This window comes from Paenibacillus sp. J45TS6 (assembly GCF_018403285.1).
Classification (GTDB): domain Bacteria; phylum Bacillota; class Bacilli; order Paenibacillales; family Paenibacillaceae; genus Paenibacillus.
The window spans coordinates 87,065-104,811 of sequence record NZ_BOSJ01000005.1 but is presented as its reverse complement, the minus strand read 5'-3'; the positions used below and the strand labels follow the sequence as shown (position 1 = coordinate 104,811).

The window sequence follows — 17,747 nt, the reverse complement described above, 5'->3', positions numbered from 1 at the left end:
GACGCTTTCTTTCGAAGTGATCTCATTGAACTATCCGACAATACCTGTTCGTTCAATACTTTCAACAAAGTAACGCTGAACGAATAAATAAATGATAATAAGCGGTAAAATCGCAAGCAGAATGCCCGTATCTTGCACCATACTTAAGTAGAATGGATCCGCTTTTGAAGCATCGCCTCCGGAGAGCTCGATTGCCAGATTATAAGGCAGTGAAGACAATTGGGTTGACATAACCTTACTTGAAGTCAGATACGTTGTTGTAAAGAAGCTGTCATTCCACTGCCAGACAAAAGAGAAGAGAAGTGTTGTAACAATAGCGGGAACGGCATTCGGTAACATGATTCGAATAAATGTTTTACCTACACCTGCACCATCGATATAGGCCGCTTCTTCCACCTCTTTAGGAACACCTCTAAAGAACTGACGGAAGATAAAGATATATAATCCTGCCTTAAGTGAATTTGCTGTTACTGATGTCAAAATAAACGGCCAATACGTGTTAAGCAAATTAATAGATTTTCCACCTGTAAATAACGGAATAATGCCCATAAGATTAAAATCTTTTAAGTTTAGATAGATAGGAATTAGAATCGTAGTCGGCGGAACGAGTATCGTCAAGATCACTCCAGCAAATAACAGATTGCTTCCCTTAAACTTCAGACGGGCAAAACCATACCCAGCAAATGCACATGAAATCGCTGTCAGAATCGTCGTTGTTGCGGATAATGCAAATGTATTCAGTAAGGTCTCCCAATAATCCATAATTTGAATGGCATTAATAAAATTATCAAGCGTGAAATTCTGTGGAATCCACACCACAATGGGAGAATACAAGTCGTTCTGATGCTTAACTGCCGTTGAAATTTTTTGAAGTATCGGAAACAAAATGACAAACGATAATCCTATAATTAGTGTAAACCGGACGATTATCCATAACCATTTCTTCCAATTGTCAAGTGATATAAACCGGGAAAAGATCATCCTTACCCACCTTCTTCCTAATCCTGATAAAAGACTTTTCTAGATACGAGATACGTGCTGATCAACAGGATAATGGCTATTGCCACAAAATAAATCCAGGCCATTGCCGAGCTAAGACCAAAATTAAAATTCACGAAACCCGTATTACGAATTAGCTCCGTAAGATCATTACGAGAGAAGGAATCGATAATGGTATAAATCATATTTACCAGGATAATGGGACTTACCATGGGAAAGGTAATTTTCCAAAAAGCTTCATATCCTGTAGCACCCTCGATCTTCGATGCTTCATACAATTGAGGCGATATGGTCTGAATGGCTGCCAGGAAAATGAGGATCTGAACTCCAGATTGGCTGACAATCTGATAAATTCGGTCCACAGCTCCCGTCAAATAATCAACGATGGTTTCACTGACACCCGCCTGAAGCATCATATTCGAAAGTTCAAAACTGCCAAACCCTCTTAGAATACCTGAGCTCTGACTTTGATCATTAATCGCCTGAACCAAACTTGAGCTCTCTAAACTCAGAATGATACCAGAAGACAAAATTACTGGTAAGAAAAACACCGATCTGGCTATCGACCGTAAAGCAAATTTCTGATTCAAGAGAACCGCCAGGAACAAGCTGAAGATGACAATCAGCGGTACATTGACCACCATATTAATGATCGCTTCCGTCAATGTACGGTTAAAGCTCGTATTGACTGTTAATGCTTCGATATAATTCTTCATTCCAGCAAACGATATGGAAATCCCCGATGAATTTGCCTCTACATTGCTGAAACTGTATCTGAGTGAAGATAACAATGGAACCAAAAAGAAGAAAATGAAACCCAATGCCCATGGCAAGACATAGATGAATCCCCAAAATGCTTTTTGTTGTGCGTAAGTTCGTTCTTTCAATCCAAGCTTCATAAAGGACTTCATGAATCTGCACCACCCGTCACATAACTCTCGGCTTCGATTGTTCGCCCGTCGAATGTAACGGCAGAGCGATTATAATTCACAATAATGAATAAGCCATTCTCATATTCTGTCCGAAACACACCGTCAGCAAGTTTCTCATGATGAGTAATGCTTTCATTCTTCACGTTCTTCAGGATGGCATTGACTTCACGGTAGATATCCGAAGCCTCATCGATCCATAGTTTGTAATTCACGGCATATAAATGACTATCTTCTGAATCTTTTACTTTGTAGTTAGGTTCGTGAATCCATTCAAAATATACATTAGCCCCATATTCCAAACTTTTTAAAATGTATGGCTTCACATCGGTGTACGTAGATAGATTATAAGGATCGCCGGTGTAATCGATGTATCCACGCACGACCATTTGATAAAATGGAATCTCTTCGTCTTCAATCTTAAACTTACTGCTTGTCATCGGTGCATTCATAATGTCTGTAAGGTATGGAAGTGTATAAGCATTCCCGCCCTCTGCCAAAACATCGATCCCCGATTCTTTTATTTTTTCAAGAGACTGTATGGATAACTGCTCAGATTCTATCCGATCAATCAGCTTATTTTTACGAAAATCACTGTTAAGTACATCTGCCAGATCTCTCAGTGAAATACCGCCTGTGTCATATTTCTGGAATTCCTTTAGTAAGTCTTCCATCAATGCGTTTGCTGTCTTTGGAGAAATAATGTACGAAGGCAGTCTGCTGCGATCTCGGCGTCCCATAGCTACATCGAGAGGATACAGCGTTGCAGGATCCCCTTTGAGCGTTCTTGCTGCTTCTTTTGCTTTATTAAAGCTAGAACCTGAATTGGCCATTAAAACGGCGACGTCCGGAAATAATGAAATGTTTTGTTCTTTTGCAAACAAAGCGAATGATTTCATTCCTGCCTTCCCGCCAATTGCCTGATCAACCGAGATCTTATCGGGCACCTTATGATTGAGTCCTTCGTTAAACCATCCTGCATATCTCAGCTTAATATCACGGATTTCACGTTCTTGTAATTCCGTAATAATGTCTTTAGCTTGCTCGAACGTAGTTAAAGGTTCTAAGGCCTGATAAGGAATGCCGGCAAAATGCTTTTGTTTTGAAATACTGCCAATCAGTTGAAGATAAAACGGAATATTGTCCGAATTCTGTTCGGATTGTTCTTTTTGTGGAAGACCATTGTTCTGATCTAGATATTGTTGATAATAAGCTGCCATTCCTGAATAGGAGGCTTGATTGCCGCCAAGGAACGCATACCGAATAGTAAAGTCGGTCGCCATCGGACGCTCTTGAAATGAAGGAATGGATCGTTGTTGTCCGTTCGCATCCAAAGTCATGTCTCTCTTATTCAGTACAGTAAAGCTTGGGTATACATAGTTGTAACTGTTTACCTTGCCGCTAATATCCGCATTAACCGTTGCTGCGGGTGCTCCTTCTTCAATAATACCGAGGAATGCAGCGTTTTCCCGCAAAATGCCGAATACCGGCAATCTTATGGCTTCCGTACTTAGCGCATCTTCCGTTCGATCCATGGTTTTATCTGTACCATAGACCGGCTGTTGATAAGCAGGATACTGCGTTTTTCCATTGTTAAAATGAATGAGTGCACCTGATCCGTCCGGTACGAATAGAGAACCTTCCTCCTTTGAACTTCCTGCCCCAAAGTAACTAAGAAGAGACAGCGTTCCAAGAGGATACTTTTCTGGGTATTCAATTCGATCCGCAGGCACTCTTGCTACAAGACTGTCACCGTCCAGCGTGTATTCAATAGAAGCTAGGAACAATCGAGGTTCTGGCTTCGTTTGATCCAGGTTGTTTTCTTCAATATCGATGGCAAGCTCTTCTTCCGTATACCCTGCCTCTTCAAAAGCTTTGAGTGCTCGGTCGAGCTGAAGACCCTTTAACGCTCCATCATTACGAACAAAAACCTCAGCATCACTGTCTTCTGTGTAAACCAGCATAAGTGCCCGCTGATTCGTTTTATCTAATTTAGCGAGGAGTCCTTCATAGCGCGTTTTACTAATCTTCTGCGGCATATCCTCAGCTGACTTGGCACTTGTCCCGAATTGATAATTCACTCTTACTCCATTCTCAATCGGTTCAAAATTAATTTGCTTATGCATCACTGCATCTGTATATGAGTTAACCGAATTCACTTGACCAAACGAGTTGTAATATTGAAGCTTCATCTGAGCAGATAACTCACTTTTATTGACACCAGCAGCCAAAGCATCCGTATCTCGGTCAGAAGGGTTGCTGTACCAAATTTCACCGCTGGCTTTATGAATGACCGCTACTGATCCAGATTCTTCGTCCACGAGAAATCGTAATGAATCATTTTCGGCTACTCCCTTCATATTCGCTGCACGGGAATCGGTGAAGGAAGCTGTGAGCGGCTTACCCTGTTCAAATACTTTCGTCTCGGTCTCCGTTTGATTTGCGCTGACCAGTTTAGCTGAATCCGTACCTGAACAACTGCTGAGAAGCAGGCAGCACACGATACCTACACCAATAAGTGCTTTTTTAGAATTCATATTCATCTCTCTCCCTCCTTCCCTAACTCCTCATAACCAGTTCTTGATAGATGACGGATATGAAGGACACAATTTGCTGAACCAGACTGAAAAACAGCATACCGATAAAAGCCATGAACCCCATTGCAACCACCGTTAGCAGCATAATACCAATGGTTTTTGCAGGAGTGAATTGATGTACGGTCATATTGCCTACGAATAGCAGGAATAGAAACCAAAGAATAGAAAGTGCATTGGAAAAATAATAAAAAGTGGCTTCCTGTAAGGAAATGATGTTACTCAGCCAAATCCAAGGAAAGTTAATGATAACAAGGGGGAGTAAGGCAAAACATGTTGATGTAAAGATTTCAACAAATTTTCCTTCTCCATCCATAAGCGTAGTCAGTGACCAGTTGGCAACGCACCAAAATAGTACGGGAACAACGATATATACGACTTCCAAAAGACTGTTCATGTCCTTCGGGTTATACAAGTTGACCAAAATACCACTGTACTGTGTGCTTAAAATATTCGTAATCACCAGAAAAAACAGAATGAGGTATGAGATCATCAAATTCTTTTTCTGGGTTTGCTCATATTTCAAATCCCAAAATCCGTTAAACGGATGCACGATCAGCTGTAAAGGGAATGTTATGAGTTCTTTATTCAAGCAGACACACCTCTTTTTCTCCGCACGGATTTTCGGTATATACGAGCTCCTACGAAGGCTACAACACCCAGGACGAGTAAAGTCATGATCGTACCGAAATAATCTCGCAACAATTCTTTGCGGTAGAGCAGGAACGACTTGGAGTAATTAGCCAGATCCATACTTCGATCAAAATAACTCATTGCATCTTTATAATCCCCTTGCCTTAGCAGCGCTTTACCGATTCCAGAATAAGCAAATTCTAAATTTGCGTTCATATTTATCGTTTCATTAAATAACTCATAAGCTTTCTCTTCATCACCGCGATAATAGCTGCGTACAGCTTCATTAAGTGTTCTTCCATAAGCAGTCGTACGGAACAAAGTGATCTCACCCAATGCTTTATCAAGCACGATAAAGTCATCCCCTACACGTTCGATCGCTGTCGGTGTTTTAAATTCACCAAGCAAGTTACCAATACCGCCAAAGATATACATTAAGTGTCCATCCCCGTTATATGTGAAAATTCTTCCGCGCTTCGAATCCAGCACGCTGTACATTTCACTATCGGAAACTTCGATATCAATCAATCGGGAAGGGCCTGCATCTACCGTATAATTAATATCGCCTTGGGGGTTAAAATAACCCGTACGCCGTAAGATATCATTGCCTTGTGCGTTCAGTTTTTTAATATTGTCTCCCCACTGATCTCCGTTGGTCGCATAAATAAAACCTTCGTTATCAATGTCAAGATTCGTAAATTCCGTAGGTGTATACATAATCATCTGACTGCGCTGCGCTTGTGTGGAGATTCGCTTCCAAAAATAATCGATAGGATCGATCTTTACTCGGTTCGCACCAATAAAAGAAGTGAATACTCCCTCCGCATTAAATTCCATAAATCCGTCAAATACACCCGTCGACATGACGTACAGACGCTGTGCATTATCCATTACCACACGTACGGGCTGAAACTGAAAATTAGCTTGCAATAGATCCGACTCCGGCGCCCCAATCACTTTTACTAAATGAAAATCCTGGTCTAAATGAACGATTCGGTTATTTCCTGTATCTGCAACGATTACATGATTCTGATCTGTAACGAACAGCCCTTGAGGATTGGAAAAAGTATCCTCCTTCCCATCATGATCGAAAGAGGTAATTGTAACTGCATCAGTGAAGCGATTATTCATCACAACAACTCTGTTGTTACCCGAATCAAGTACATAAATCCGCTGATCACTTGATACATGCAGATCACTAGGTTCTTTTAATGGTCCTACACCAAGATCAGCTCCGCTATACAACTCGGTTGCCTGATAGGCTGCAGGCGCTTCAACGGTCTCTCCCCAAAAAGAATAATTATACGAAGCTCCATCACCAGCAGCATTTGTTACTCCCCCGCCCAGCGTAACACCAAGCATGAAGCAGATTGCTGATAGGAGCAGCTTCTTTCCTTTCGATTTCGTCTTCCGCATCGTGCAAGGCTCCCTTCTAATCCTTCATACCTGATGTCGCCATTGTCTGCATAACACTGCTCTGGGAAATAATGAAGAGCGTAATTGGAACAATCATCAGCAGCAGTGCAACGGCTGCCCCGACACCTGCTCTGGCAATACCGCCTTGTATAATCTGACCCAGCGCATAATGAAGTGTCTTCAAATTTTCGCTGTAGATAAAACTTCCTCCGTCTGATCCCCACAGTGCTGGAAATTGTAAAATCATAAGTGTAAGCCATGCAGGCTTCACATTCGGCATAATAATACTCCAAAAAATACGATATTCACTTGCTCCGTCAATCTTTGCAGCTTCAATAAGTGCATCCGGGATTTGTTCCATGAACTGCTTCATTAAGAACAAGCCTAGCGGAAAAGCAAGTGATGGAATAATGATGGATGCATGTGTATTAATCCAGCCAAGCCATGACATAACCATGTAATTGGGAATGGATGTAACATGTGCAGAGAACATCAAGGATAGAACAACGATAGAAAATAGGATTTTCGAACCGAAAAATCGGTGTTTCGCCAGCGGATAAGCAGCTGCAGAAGCGAGTAAAATATGACCCACTGTGCCAATAATGGTAATCAGCAGTGTATTAGCGATATACCTTGTTAAAGGCACCCACGAATTTCCCATTAAGGACACCAAGTCATAGAAATTATCCATCGTTGGATTGATAACAAAGAAACGCGGTGGAAAAATGAATATCTCATCCAGCGGTTTAAATGCGTTATTGATGGCATAAATAAGCGGTAATGCCATGAATGCACCAAATAGTGCCAGGATGATGAACAACATAATGTTGACAGGTAAGGAACGGTTAAGTTTCTTCTGTGTTCGGAAAATATTTCTCATTTTTAATACCACGTCTACTCTCCCACCTTTCTAAGGAGTCTCTGCGTCAGCTTGTTCGAGCCAATCATTAAGAAGAACAAGACGGTTGCGATCGCTGAAGCATATCCCATCTCAAATCGAATGGTGCCGTAGTCCATCAAATGCGTCACAACGGTATGAGCTGCATAGTTAACACTTGGGAAGCCTGCTAGAGCAATGGAGATATCTGCAACAGCAAAGGAGGCTGTGATTTGCATGACTGCCCCAAACATCAGTTGAGGTCTCATCGAAGGCAGAGTAATGTACCATAATTCCTGCCACCGATTTTTAATACCGTCTACGGCTCCCGCCTCTACGAGTGTTTTGTCAATCGTCTGGAGCCCCGCAATAAACGCCAGGAAACTCGTGCCTAGACTGAGCCATAGCTGAACGATCATTACAATGGCAAGGATATACTTCTCATCAAGCAGCCACTGAATGGGTTCCAGAATAAATCCAGCTTTCATGAGGAACCCATTTAAATAACCGTAACTATCTCCAGAAAAAATGATGAGCCATATAAAGAACACATTCCCAGAAATCGAAGGCGCATAAAAAATGAGAGTCATGAACGCTCGGACCTTCGGTGATAGCTCATTAATAATCCATGCAAAAATAAAGCAGGCTATATAACTAATAGGTCCCGTAATGACAGCAAACAGTAATGTGTTCTTTAAAGCAATCATGAAGATATCATCGTTCAAAAACAGTCTGGCGTAGTTCTGCCAACCGACAAAACGCGGAAACTCCAACATGTTGAAATAGAAAAAACTGAGACCGAATGACAATACAACGGGTATTACCGTAAATAAGAAAAAGATGATCATGTATGGACTCATTAACAGGTAATAATGTTTGCTTCGATGAAATTCTTTCTTAATTCGAAACATTCGGCTTGGCCGTGTTGGATGGACGGCTTCTTTTATTGGCTGAACATTCGTTCTTGTCTGCACCTTTTCCCCACCCCCTTATTCGTAAGGCAAATTGAATTCCTTTCGCTTGATCTCGATTTCATCGTTAATGTAAAGAATATAATCTGAGAATGCTTCCCGTGGATTCTGATTCGCGTTCACTACTTTACGGAAGGCATTATCCAGATGCCTGCCTGTAAAATAACCGCCAGGTACTTGCGGAATCCCTTGTACCCATTTCCACTGACTTTCCAGATTCTTATAATCCTTCACAGGCCAAGGAAGTTCTTCTAATGCTTCTGTATTGGCTGTTGGGTACCTTGCCGCCTCACCCATCAGACCTTCCATCTCTCTGCCGTAACTAATCTGAACATCTTTATTTGTCCACCATTTCATAAATTCCCAGGCGGATTCTTTATCGTCCGCATTATTCAGCATCATAACTCCTGTTGTATGACTCGCTACCTCGTGGTTCACCGATCCATCGGCAAGTTTAGATCCGGGTACAATCGTGAAATCCCAAAGTCCTTTTATTTCAGGAGCCATTACGGTCAGCATGTTGTATGTGGTGTAATCAGCAATTCCGATTGGCATTTCTCCTGTCCGGAATCGGTTAGGGAAATCCGCTTGCAGCGGGAACTTATAACTGGTATAAAATTGTGTCCACTTTTTAAATGCATCCATGGAGATGTCAGAATCAAGCGTGCTTCGCATCCCGTTATCTTGATAGAATTCTCCTCCATTTTGGTACAAGAGCATCGAAAAAGTCGCATTAGGTACAAGACTTGCATTCGATGATTCCAGAGGTAAATAGAATTCCATATTATGTTTTTGCAGCACAGAAATCATATTGTAGATGTCTTGCCAGGTTTTTGGAGGCTCAAGTTCCAGTTCTTTCAAAATGTCTTTGCGATAAAACAACATAGGGAATGTCTGTTGCTCTGGGAGTGCATATACTCCTTCATCGTACATATAAGGCGTTAGTCCACTTTCACGAAACCGATCTGCAACATCTTCATAATCTTCAAATTGAGTTAGATCCGCAGCAGCTCCCCGCATTGCATAATTCACTGGGAGGTCTTCACCAATCTGCATCGCAATGTCCGGTCCTTCATCTGCAAGAGTAGCCGGCAGCAAGATGTTGGAAGGAACAAGTCTAAGATTTACAGAAATGTCCGTCTCCGGAGTGAACGTATCGTCGATTAATGCTTTTAATACCTGAGCCTGATCTCGCCCTGTGGTTACCCATACATCAAGGGAACGATTGCCTTCAGCAATATTACCGATACTGTCGTAATCCTCCGTATAGGAAGCAATATAAGCACCAATCTCGTGCTTTATTTCTTCAAAAAAGGTAGCTTCCGCTCTTGGTAATTTCACGTCAGGTGACGAAACAACCATATAATCAAGAGAAAGCGGTTGTTCACGTACGGTCAAAATCCATGTTCCAAGTCCGCCGACATTGATTTTGAATGAATCCAGCCGCTGAGCCACTGTCTCAGGACGCTGCACCATTTCTTTTAGCTGATATACCATTGCATAAAGAATAGCAACCTTATCACTCTTTTCTCCTGTTACTTTCTCTAGATAATCTGCTACATTTGAAATCGTTTCTGCTTGCTCTTCAAACACTTCTATCATATCTGGGATCCGCTTCTCGAGTTGATAATCACGATAAGGATCCGGTGTGTTCGACGTAATCATCAGTATTTTTCGGTACATCTCATTCAGTTCCAGCACACTTGATTCAATCGTTCTTAGCAGTGGGGCAATTTCTCCAAGGGAGACGGTCATACGAATTTGGTGTTTCCCTTTTGTTAAGTGGAATAAATAAGGCTCCTCCCCACCAAGGACGTTCATCTGCCAATCACGATGAAATTTGAATCGAATTCGTTTCATTTCTTGAAATGGGTATTCCCCGTCAATCATTAAGCTTCTAGTAGCGTAGATTCCTCGAAGTTGATCCTGTTTTTCCTTTAGCGCAATCTGATATAATCCGTCCTCAGGAACTTCGATTTCCCACTCAATCCATTGACCTGGTAGTTTCCAGTTCGTACCGCCGATCGAATTGATTCGGATTTTAGATACATCATAAGGAATTACGGTCGGACTCGAGCGGTCTGATATCGGAGCTAAAGTTGGGGAAGACTTATACGCCGCATCCTCAGCTTGAATCAGCATGTATTGATCCTTTACTGGCGTTAGTCCAGCGGAGGCATATTCACTGCTTACCTGTTCATACGTTTTCTGTCCTGACTGCTGATACAATTCGATATAATCAATCGCCATCGGTTCTCTTAATGCGGTTAAAGAAATTTCTTGTTCACCGGATTCAAAATAAAACGAAAACGGTTCATCATAATAACCTTCTCGATCTGTTAAAGTGCCATGTTGCCATGAAGGTTTCTCAACTTGTCTTGGACGAAGATCATTATTCCGATCATCCTGCTGAATTTCATCCATTTTATTTCCCCAGATTCTGTCAAATAAAAGAATTTCCGCACCCTTGAACGGAACCTCTCCGTTAATCTCTAATTGCCTCTCAATAGCCGAACTTTTTCCTTCGATCGGATAGTAATGTACTCTCACGTTATATAAACCTGCTTCCTCAATAGGCACAGACCAGGATATCATTCCTTCTTCCGGTGTTAAGACAGCAGTTCCATCAAGTTCATATGGATGGTCTGCTATTTCGAATTCGCCGCCTGTAGCGTTTACATAACTTTCCCCTTCAATTCGGATTACTCGGTCAGGTCTTGCCGCACGAGTATGACGTTCCAGGTATGCGGAATAACCGTTCTCATCGTCAGAACTCACGACCGCTTCAAAATCAGAAATCGGTTCCATCTTTTCGCTGGCCATGATGGATTTCAAAGGATAAAAAGAGCCTATAAATACGGCGGATAAACTAAAAACGAGCAACGAAATGGCCCATCGTTTCTTATGGATGTTCAACGCTTTCTCCCCTCCAGCTGCATGACGTAATAAATTGATCCACAGCCCCTCTAAACAAGTGCTTAAAGGGGCTGATAGGGATCAATATCTAACGTTTAATTGCCGTATACTTCGTCAATCGCTGCTTGAAAAGTTGCTTTGTACTTCTCAATTACGGTTGAGACAGAAACACCGCTGTTCAGCTCTCCTTGAAAATCATAAAATTTCAGATTTGGAAACGTATGATGATCAAGCACGAGCATATTCGGTGCAACCATTTTTGCATTGTTCAGATCTTCTTCATTTGAGAATACGGTTTCATATGAACTTTGATCTGGGTAATCATATACGGAATCGATATCGTTAATCTTTTCCCATATATACATTAACTGCTCCGGATTCTCTACAGATTTTGGAATGGTAAGTGCTTGGAAAAGTGCCTCTGCAGAATGGTATTCGGTTGCACTTGGTCCCTTAGGGAAAGGGACGAAACCTAAATCATAGTCAGGCATATCCGTTTTCAAACCGTTAAGTTCATGTAGTGCACCGGCGTACATTAAAGTATTTCCTTGACGAACAAACTGACCTGGTTCAGTCCAGTCTCCGCCCTCTGTTGGTCTTGTGACTTGCTCATTAGCGATGCGGTTAACAAAGTTAAGAGCCTCCACTGTCGCAGGATCATCTAGATTCTGTTTTTCGCCTTTGGTAAGTGAAGTATTATTTGAATACAAAGCTTGCTCTAAAAGAGAATTATTTGCCAAACCCCATGTATCCAGCTTGCCATCATTATTCGTATCTCTGTTCGCCTCTTTAGCAACTTCAATAAAAGTATCCCAATTCCAATTGTCTTCATTTACATAATCTTGAAGCGGTTTAATACCAAGTTGGTTCATAAGAGTGCGGTTGTAAAAAATCCCCACAACTAGATTCGCCTGATTCTCAGTAAATCCGTACCCTCTGCCTTCGTAAGTGTAGTATTCATTCGTTACCTTTTGATTAAAGGCAACAGGGTTCTTCGTATATTCATCGATAGGCCAAAGCAAATCCTGTTTAACCAGAGTCGGAACCGCATAAGTCTTACCAAGACGAACAATATCTCCAAGAGGCTCGCCTGCAAGCAGCGACGCTGTCACCTTTTCTTGATATTCCCCATAATCAACAGCCACGTACTCAACTTTAAAATTATGCTTTTCCATTAATGCCTCGAGGTTTTTCTTACGCTGAATATTATCTGGGTTATCCTCACCGATCGTCATATCCCACCACGAAACAATTTTGATTGTTCTGCCACCCATATCAAAATCCATTTCCGGGGTGCTGTATACACCCTCCTCATCTGCATTGCCAGCTACATCCTCGCCGCTGTTTACCTCGCCAACATCTTCCGTTGGTGTAACATCCGTGTTGACCTCTTTCTCGCTGCCTGAACCACTGCTACAAGCTACAAGCAACACCATTATCATGAATAACACAATGATCGTTTTGCTGATCCGCATGATTCAATCCCCCTCGTGATTTGTGAGCACAATCAAAGTGTAGCGCTTACATAATAAGGCAAACAACCTGCGATATACGTGTTTTAGTACCCCTCAAAATATAGGTGCCTTGGCAGCGGCCATTCGTAATGTAAGAAGAAGTAAACAAAAGTTAGATAAATAAAGATATGCACATTGAGAACTTTCTTTTATTTTCACATAATGAAAGCGTAATCATTTTTACATAGAGAGGATCACATGATTCATAAATAATCGCATGGGGGGCTATGATTATGTATAAGATCCTGTTCGTTGATTTACATCATCATTGGGATGCAAAAAGTCAAGATTTCTTTAATTGGAATAATCTCGGTTTCATATTAGAAGATTACACGAATGAATCCGATTCTGCTTTATCTCTCCTCAAATCAAAATGTTATTCTCTGCTAATCATCGATATTGTAAAATGCCCTGAACAAGGGATTACCCTATGCAAGCATGTACGTGCAATAAGTCCTGTTCCCATTATTCTTATTAGCGATAGTACTGACTTTCAGCTTGCTCGAAAAGCAATGCAGTATCAGGTCAGCGACTACTTACCTGCCCCAGTATCCAGCGAAGATATGACAATATGTCTACAGCTTATGAATCGAAAATTAAATGAAGAAAAAGCAGAGAATAAGAAAGCCAGTTTTGATATAGCGGATGATCTAGAAGAATCCGTTATTGATAAAGTGAAAGAATATGTGACCGAATCTCTTGGACAGAATATCACCTTAAAGGAAATATCGAGCACTTTACATTTTAACTATTCGTATTTAGGGCAAAAATTTAAATATCACGAGAATATGACCTTTAATGCCTATTTGTTGCAGCAACGTATGGAAAAAGCAAAGCAGCTTCTTGAGAAGACCGAAATGAAAGTATACGAAATTGCCAATGAAGTGGGATATTATGAAATGGATTGGTTTTATAAAAAGTTCAAGCTATACACGGGTGTGAGTGCCAACGAATATCGAAAAATGAAAATGGTCACTGCGTAACATGGTTGAACCGAACTCTTCTTTTACCCATACAAAATAGCCGCTTACTTATCTTTAAGTAAGCGGCTATTTTCGCAGATATTTGGGTATTATTAGTTACTCAATCTTACTCTTTCTCTTTCTTTCCTTGATCTAACCAGACAATTTTGTCTCATTAGGAGGGTAAAGAACAATCCGCCCCTCCTCCATTTCAACACGAACTTTATTACTGTCCTTAAATTCTTCTGCATCGAGGTACCCCGCTGGGATCTGAAGTCTCCCCGCCTTGTCAATAACCGCATATTCGATATGGCTGTCTGACATCTTTTGCTTTTCCTCTGCATCCAATAGAGCAAGTTCCTCCGAATAAGAGGTCCGCCGAATCATTTCTGCTGAGGTCTTACCATCACGAATTTGCACAACCCGGTCCACCTTCTGGGCTAAATGCGGATCATGTGTAACAATGACGACCGTAAGACCCGTAGACCGGTTAAGCGATCGAAATAGATCCAAGACTTGGTCTGATGTGCTCGTATCAAGCGACCCGGTGGGCTCATCTGCCAGCAGTAAACGCGGGTTATTTGCAAGTGCAATGGCGATGGCTACCCGCTGCTGTTCCCCACCAGACAGCTCGCTTAAGCGGTTTTTCATCCGTTTTTCCAGTCCAACCGCCGTGAGCAGTTCTATTGCACGCGCCCGGCTCCGCTTGCCGTGCAGCAGCATCGGCAGTTCCACATTCTCTATGGCTGATAAATACGGAATCAGGTTACGGGAGTTATTTTGCCATACGAACCCTACCGTCTCTCGTTTATACACTTTTAAATCTTTCTCTGTAAAAGAAAGCATGTCTTTACCATCTACAAATAGTTTGCCTGCTGAAGGCTTATCAAGCCCGCCAAGCATATTGAGCAGCGTAGATTTACCGCTGCCTGAATTGCCGATGATAGCCATAAGTTCGCCATCTTCTATCGTCATATCGAGTCCTTGAAGCGCAACAACCTCAAGATCGGCCGTTTTATATATTTTCACAAGTCCTTCGCAGTATATCAAGGCTTACTCCTCTCCCAGTCTCAACGCCTCGGCAATTCGGGTACGTGATAAACGGAAACTGATTACGGTAAGTCCAATGATCAGCATACTTCCGATAATACCGTATACTTGTAAATAGTCGCTGAGCTGATAGGTGATTTGAAAAGGCGGTACCTGATCTGTAGTCGCAAATGACATTTCAAACAAAGGAACAAACCGTTCGCTTGTTACATTACCGATCATCACTCCTATGAGGACCGCAGCTACCGAAGTTAACATCTGCTCGCTGACAAGCATACCGATGATGTGCCGAAAAGGCATACCCATCGCCCTGAGCACTCCATATTGGAGCGATCTTCCCGCTAATGTCAATGTCCAGAACAGCAGAAAACCAAAGAAACAAATGAGCATAGAAATGACAAATCCAAGCGTCATTACTCCATTAATAGCCATACGGAAAGGGTCATTCACGGAACGAACCAGCTCTTGCGTCGCGTCCCGAAGGCTTGTAACGGGTACCTTACTCTGTTCCAACTGCGTATAGATCTCTTGGCTGGACACCCCGTCCTTCAGCTTGAGCCATACTTCATATGGCTCAATGGCCAGCCTGTTCTGAATGGTGCTTAGATGTCCGACAATCAAAAAGGGATCTGTCCCCTTACCTTCTGCATCACGACTAACAGCGAGCGGATTCCAACTTGGCCAGTAATCGATAATGCCATAGACGGTAAGCGGAATTTGATTGAGTCCATCCCAAGCAACACTGATGGTATCACCCGGTTCAAGTTTCGCCTTATCCGCGAGCGAACGGGAGATGAGAACCGCTTTCGGATTTGGAGCAATCAGATTTAGATAGCTGTTCAATGGATAATCCATTAGTCCGTTCTTCATCCACGCTGTATTTCCAAATTCCATCGTATTGATGCCTACGAGTTCTACCTTTCCTGATGTGCCGCTCTCTTTTGCACTAAAACGTGCTTCCTCTTTCCGAAACACTTTAGCTACTGACTCTGCACCTTCCAGTTCTTCGAATGGGGTGAAAGGAGGTTCCGTATACTGCACACGTCTTTGTTCGGTAAATTCACTATTCGCTGAACCCGTCTGAGCTGCTGAAGCCATATTGACAGGCGGTAGTGCATTACTTTCCCATTTGGACGTAATTACGATATCTGTTCCTACAGAATACTGGATTTTGCTATCCAGATTATCGTTAATCGTTCGAGCCGCATTTGCACTGAATATACCTGTTGCGACGGTCATGATTAGAAACACATTGATTGTTAGATACTGTCCGGAAGAGCGGCTAATCTGTACGAGTGAGCTATAAAGCGGCGGGGACCACCATTTCTTCCCTGATACGTAGATGATTCGAATCAGCCAAGGATATACCCGCAGCACAAGGAGTCCGCCGCCGAGAATGAATAAGGCAGGAATTAAAAACACGAGTGGATCCATTTGCAGTAATTCTGAATCCAGTGCCAACCGCTTTAAATCAGCCTGTCTTTTATTGAAATTATAAAGCAGATACAATGAGATTCCGACTAAAAGGAAATCGATTCCCGCCTTATACCAGAACGGGGTATGAGCAAGCCGGGCACTCTGCTGCTTATGGCTGACGATACTTACTTTTGAAGCAAGAAACGCAGGAATTAAGATAAGCAAAATGGCGCCTGACACAGCAATGACGGCAATTCGATAAGCATCACTTGATAAGCTGATTTCGAGAGCGGAACGCTGAACAAACTCGAGGAACCCGTTAGAAGCTCCAAGTATTTTAGTGAACCATACCCCAAGTATAGGTCCAACAGCCAGTGCGCTGATGCCTAGAAGTGTACTTTCGAGTACGTAAATACACATAATCTGAAAACGACTGGCACCTCTGCTTCGCAGTACAGCGATTTCCGTCTTCTGCCGATCAATTATAAGATTCGCAGACATATATATGTAGAATGCCAACATCATCATAACGGGAACATAGAGAGACAACATCATTAAGTCAAGCTTCTTTTGTTTCCCCTCATACGATCCTACCGTCTCGGTCGCTGGAATATTTACTTCTTCCACTCCAAGTTTCCCGCGAAAATAACGTTTCACGTCCGTAGCTGCTTTGGTGAACTGTCCTGTTTTCTCTACCGTTAGCTGTTCGTAGTTCAAGGCAAAACGCCACTCTAGTTCGGTAAGGCGGGCTTTTCCACCTTCGATAAATTCACGCTCAAATTGCTCGAAAGGAATCAGAAAACCATTCTCTTCGTCTGTTGTCAAATAGGGGAGATAGGGGTCCGCAGCCGGATCCGTTTCAATCAAACCAACAGGAATTACACGGAATGTACTACGATCTGCTTCCGGCGATACCATCAACAGTTCATCGCCAAGTCCGCGTTTTACTGACAATAGAAACTTCTGTGTCACAAGCGCTTCAAATATACCGTCTTGCCGGTCCTCCGGCATGCGACCCTCAGTCAGTTTGACCCGTTTTTCCATATCAGATAAAGACTTGAAAATTCCTGTTGTTTTCTGTATCTTCTTTTCCTGGTCCGAAGCGTCGGCTCCATATACTTTCATCTTATGAGTCTTGCGCTGCTGGTAGGAAGACATCGCCTCAATTCCCGTCCGCTCCGGGATACTTGCAGCAAATTGATCAGCACGAGAAATCGCACTAATCGTCTTCTCATCCATTACAGAAGAAGATACACTTGTACTAATGCGCATAAACCCAGGATATACACTGCTCTGATGCTGGATCTCCTGTAATTCCTTGGTCAATGTCCGCTGCAAAATGGCATCTGAATAGAGCGGCATAGAACTAAACAACGCCACACATATGGTTAGGCCAAACCACAAATTAAGCTGCAGCCATTTGTTACTTGCCATTTTGCGAAGGATCATCGTCCACAAAGCCATATGATC

Annotated in this window: 12 protein-coding genes; 1 reads left to right on the top strand and 11 read right to left on the bottom strand. The window is 42.4% G+C overall.

All coding sequences use genetic code 11. The features are described from left to right. Positions 1–30: 30 nt before the first annotated feature. The 9 genes from KJS58_RS09710 to KJS58_RS09670 form a co-directional block, all read right to left on the bottom strand. Complete coding sequence (locus tag KJS58_RS09710) at positions 31–981, bottom strand: carbohydrate ABC transporter permease (RefSeq protein ID WP_213532339.1); 951 nt, start codon at positions 979–981, stop codon at positions 31–33. A 17-nt stretch (positions 982–998) separates the two neighbouring features. Then, a complete protein-coding gene (locus KJS58_RS09705; RefSeq protein ID WP_213532338.1) occupies positions 999–1,910 on the bottom strand; it encodes a carbohydrate ABC transporter permease in 912 nt (303 codons plus the stop codon). Then, a complete protein-coding gene (locus KJS58_RS09700) occupies positions 1,907–4,465 on the bottom strand; it encodes a DUF5696 domain-containing protein (protein ID WP_213532480.1) in 2,559 nt (852 codons plus the stop codon). The genes KJS58_RS09705 and KJS58_RS09700 overlap by 4 nt, the downstream gene beginning before the upstream one ends. Before the next feature lie 22 nt (positions 4,466–4,487). Further along, the gene (locus tag KJS58_RS09695; protein WP_213532336.1) at positions 4,488–5,114 is read right to left on the bottom strand and encodes a YIP1 family protein; all 627 of its coding nucleotides are present in this window, start codon (positions 5,112–5,114) and stop codon (positions 4,488–4,490) included. After that, the gene (locus KJS58_RS09690) at positions 5,111–6,571 is read right to left on the bottom strand and encodes a hypothetical protein (RefSeq protein ID WP_213532335.1); all 1,461 of its coding nucleotides are present in this window, start codon (positions 6,569–6,571) and stop codon (positions 5,111–5,113) included. The genes KJS58_RS09695 and KJS58_RS09690 overlap by 4 nt, the downstream gene beginning before the upstream one ends. A gap of 16 nt (positions 6,572–6,587) precedes the next feature. After that, on the bottom strand, positions 6,588–7,451 hold the full coding sequence (locus tag KJS58_RS09685) for a carbohydrate ABC transporter permease (RefSeq protein ID WP_213532479.1): 864 nt from the start codon (positions 7,449–7,451) through the stop codon (positions 6,588–6,590). Positions 7,452–7,465: 14 nt separating this feature from the next. Further along, positions 7,466–8,359: a carbohydrate ABC transporter permease gene (locus tag KJS58_RS09680; protein ID WP_249717169.1), complete on the bottom strand. Its 894-nt coding sequence runs from the start codon at positions 8,357–8,359 to the stop codon at positions 7,466–7,468. A gap of 78 nt (positions 8,360–8,437) precedes the next feature. Then, the gene (locus KJS58_RS09675) at positions 8,438–11,335 is read right to left on the bottom strand and encodes an extracellular solute-binding protein (protein WP_213532332.1); all 2,898 of its coding nucleotides are present in this window, start codon (positions 11,333–11,335) and stop codon (positions 8,438–8,440) included. A 95-nt stretch (positions 11,336–11,430) separates the two neighbouring features. After that, positions 11,431–12,810 carry an ABC transporter substrate-binding protein gene (locus tag KJS58_RS09670; protein WP_213532331.1) on the bottom strand — a complete coding sequence of 460 codons (1,380 nt, stop codon included), beginning with the start codon at positions 12,808–12,810 and terminating at the stop codon, positions 11,431–11,433. Positions 12,811–13,082: 272 nt separating this feature from the next. Between KJS58_RS09670 and KJS58_RS09665 the strand changes: the two genes are divergently transcribed. Continuing rightward, on the top strand, positions 13,083–13,832 hold the full coding sequence (locus tag KJS58_RS09665; protein ID WP_213532330.1) for a response regulator transcription factor: 750 nt from the start codon (positions 13,083–13,085) through the stop codon (positions 13,830–13,832). Between the two features lie 132 nt (positions 13,833–13,964). Here the strand turns inward: KJS58_RS09665 and KJS58_RS09660 are convergent, their stop codons facing one another. Both KJS58_RS09660 and KJS58_RS09655 read right to left on the bottom strand, forming a co-directional pair. Beyond that, positions 13,965–14,861 (bottom strand): ABC transporter ATP-binding protein, encoded by an 897-nt coding sequence (locus KJS58_RS09660; protein WP_213532329.1) that lies wholly within the window; start codon positions 14,859–14,861, stop codon positions 13,965–13,967. A gap of 3 nt (positions 14,862–14,864) precedes the next feature. Continuing rightward, complete coding sequence (locus tag KJS58_RS09655; RefSeq protein WP_213532328.1) at positions 14,865–17,741, bottom strand: ABC transporter permease; 2,877 nt, start codon at positions 17,739–17,741, stop codon at positions 14,865–14,867. Between the last annotated feature and the right edge of the window lie 6 nt (positions 17,742–17,747).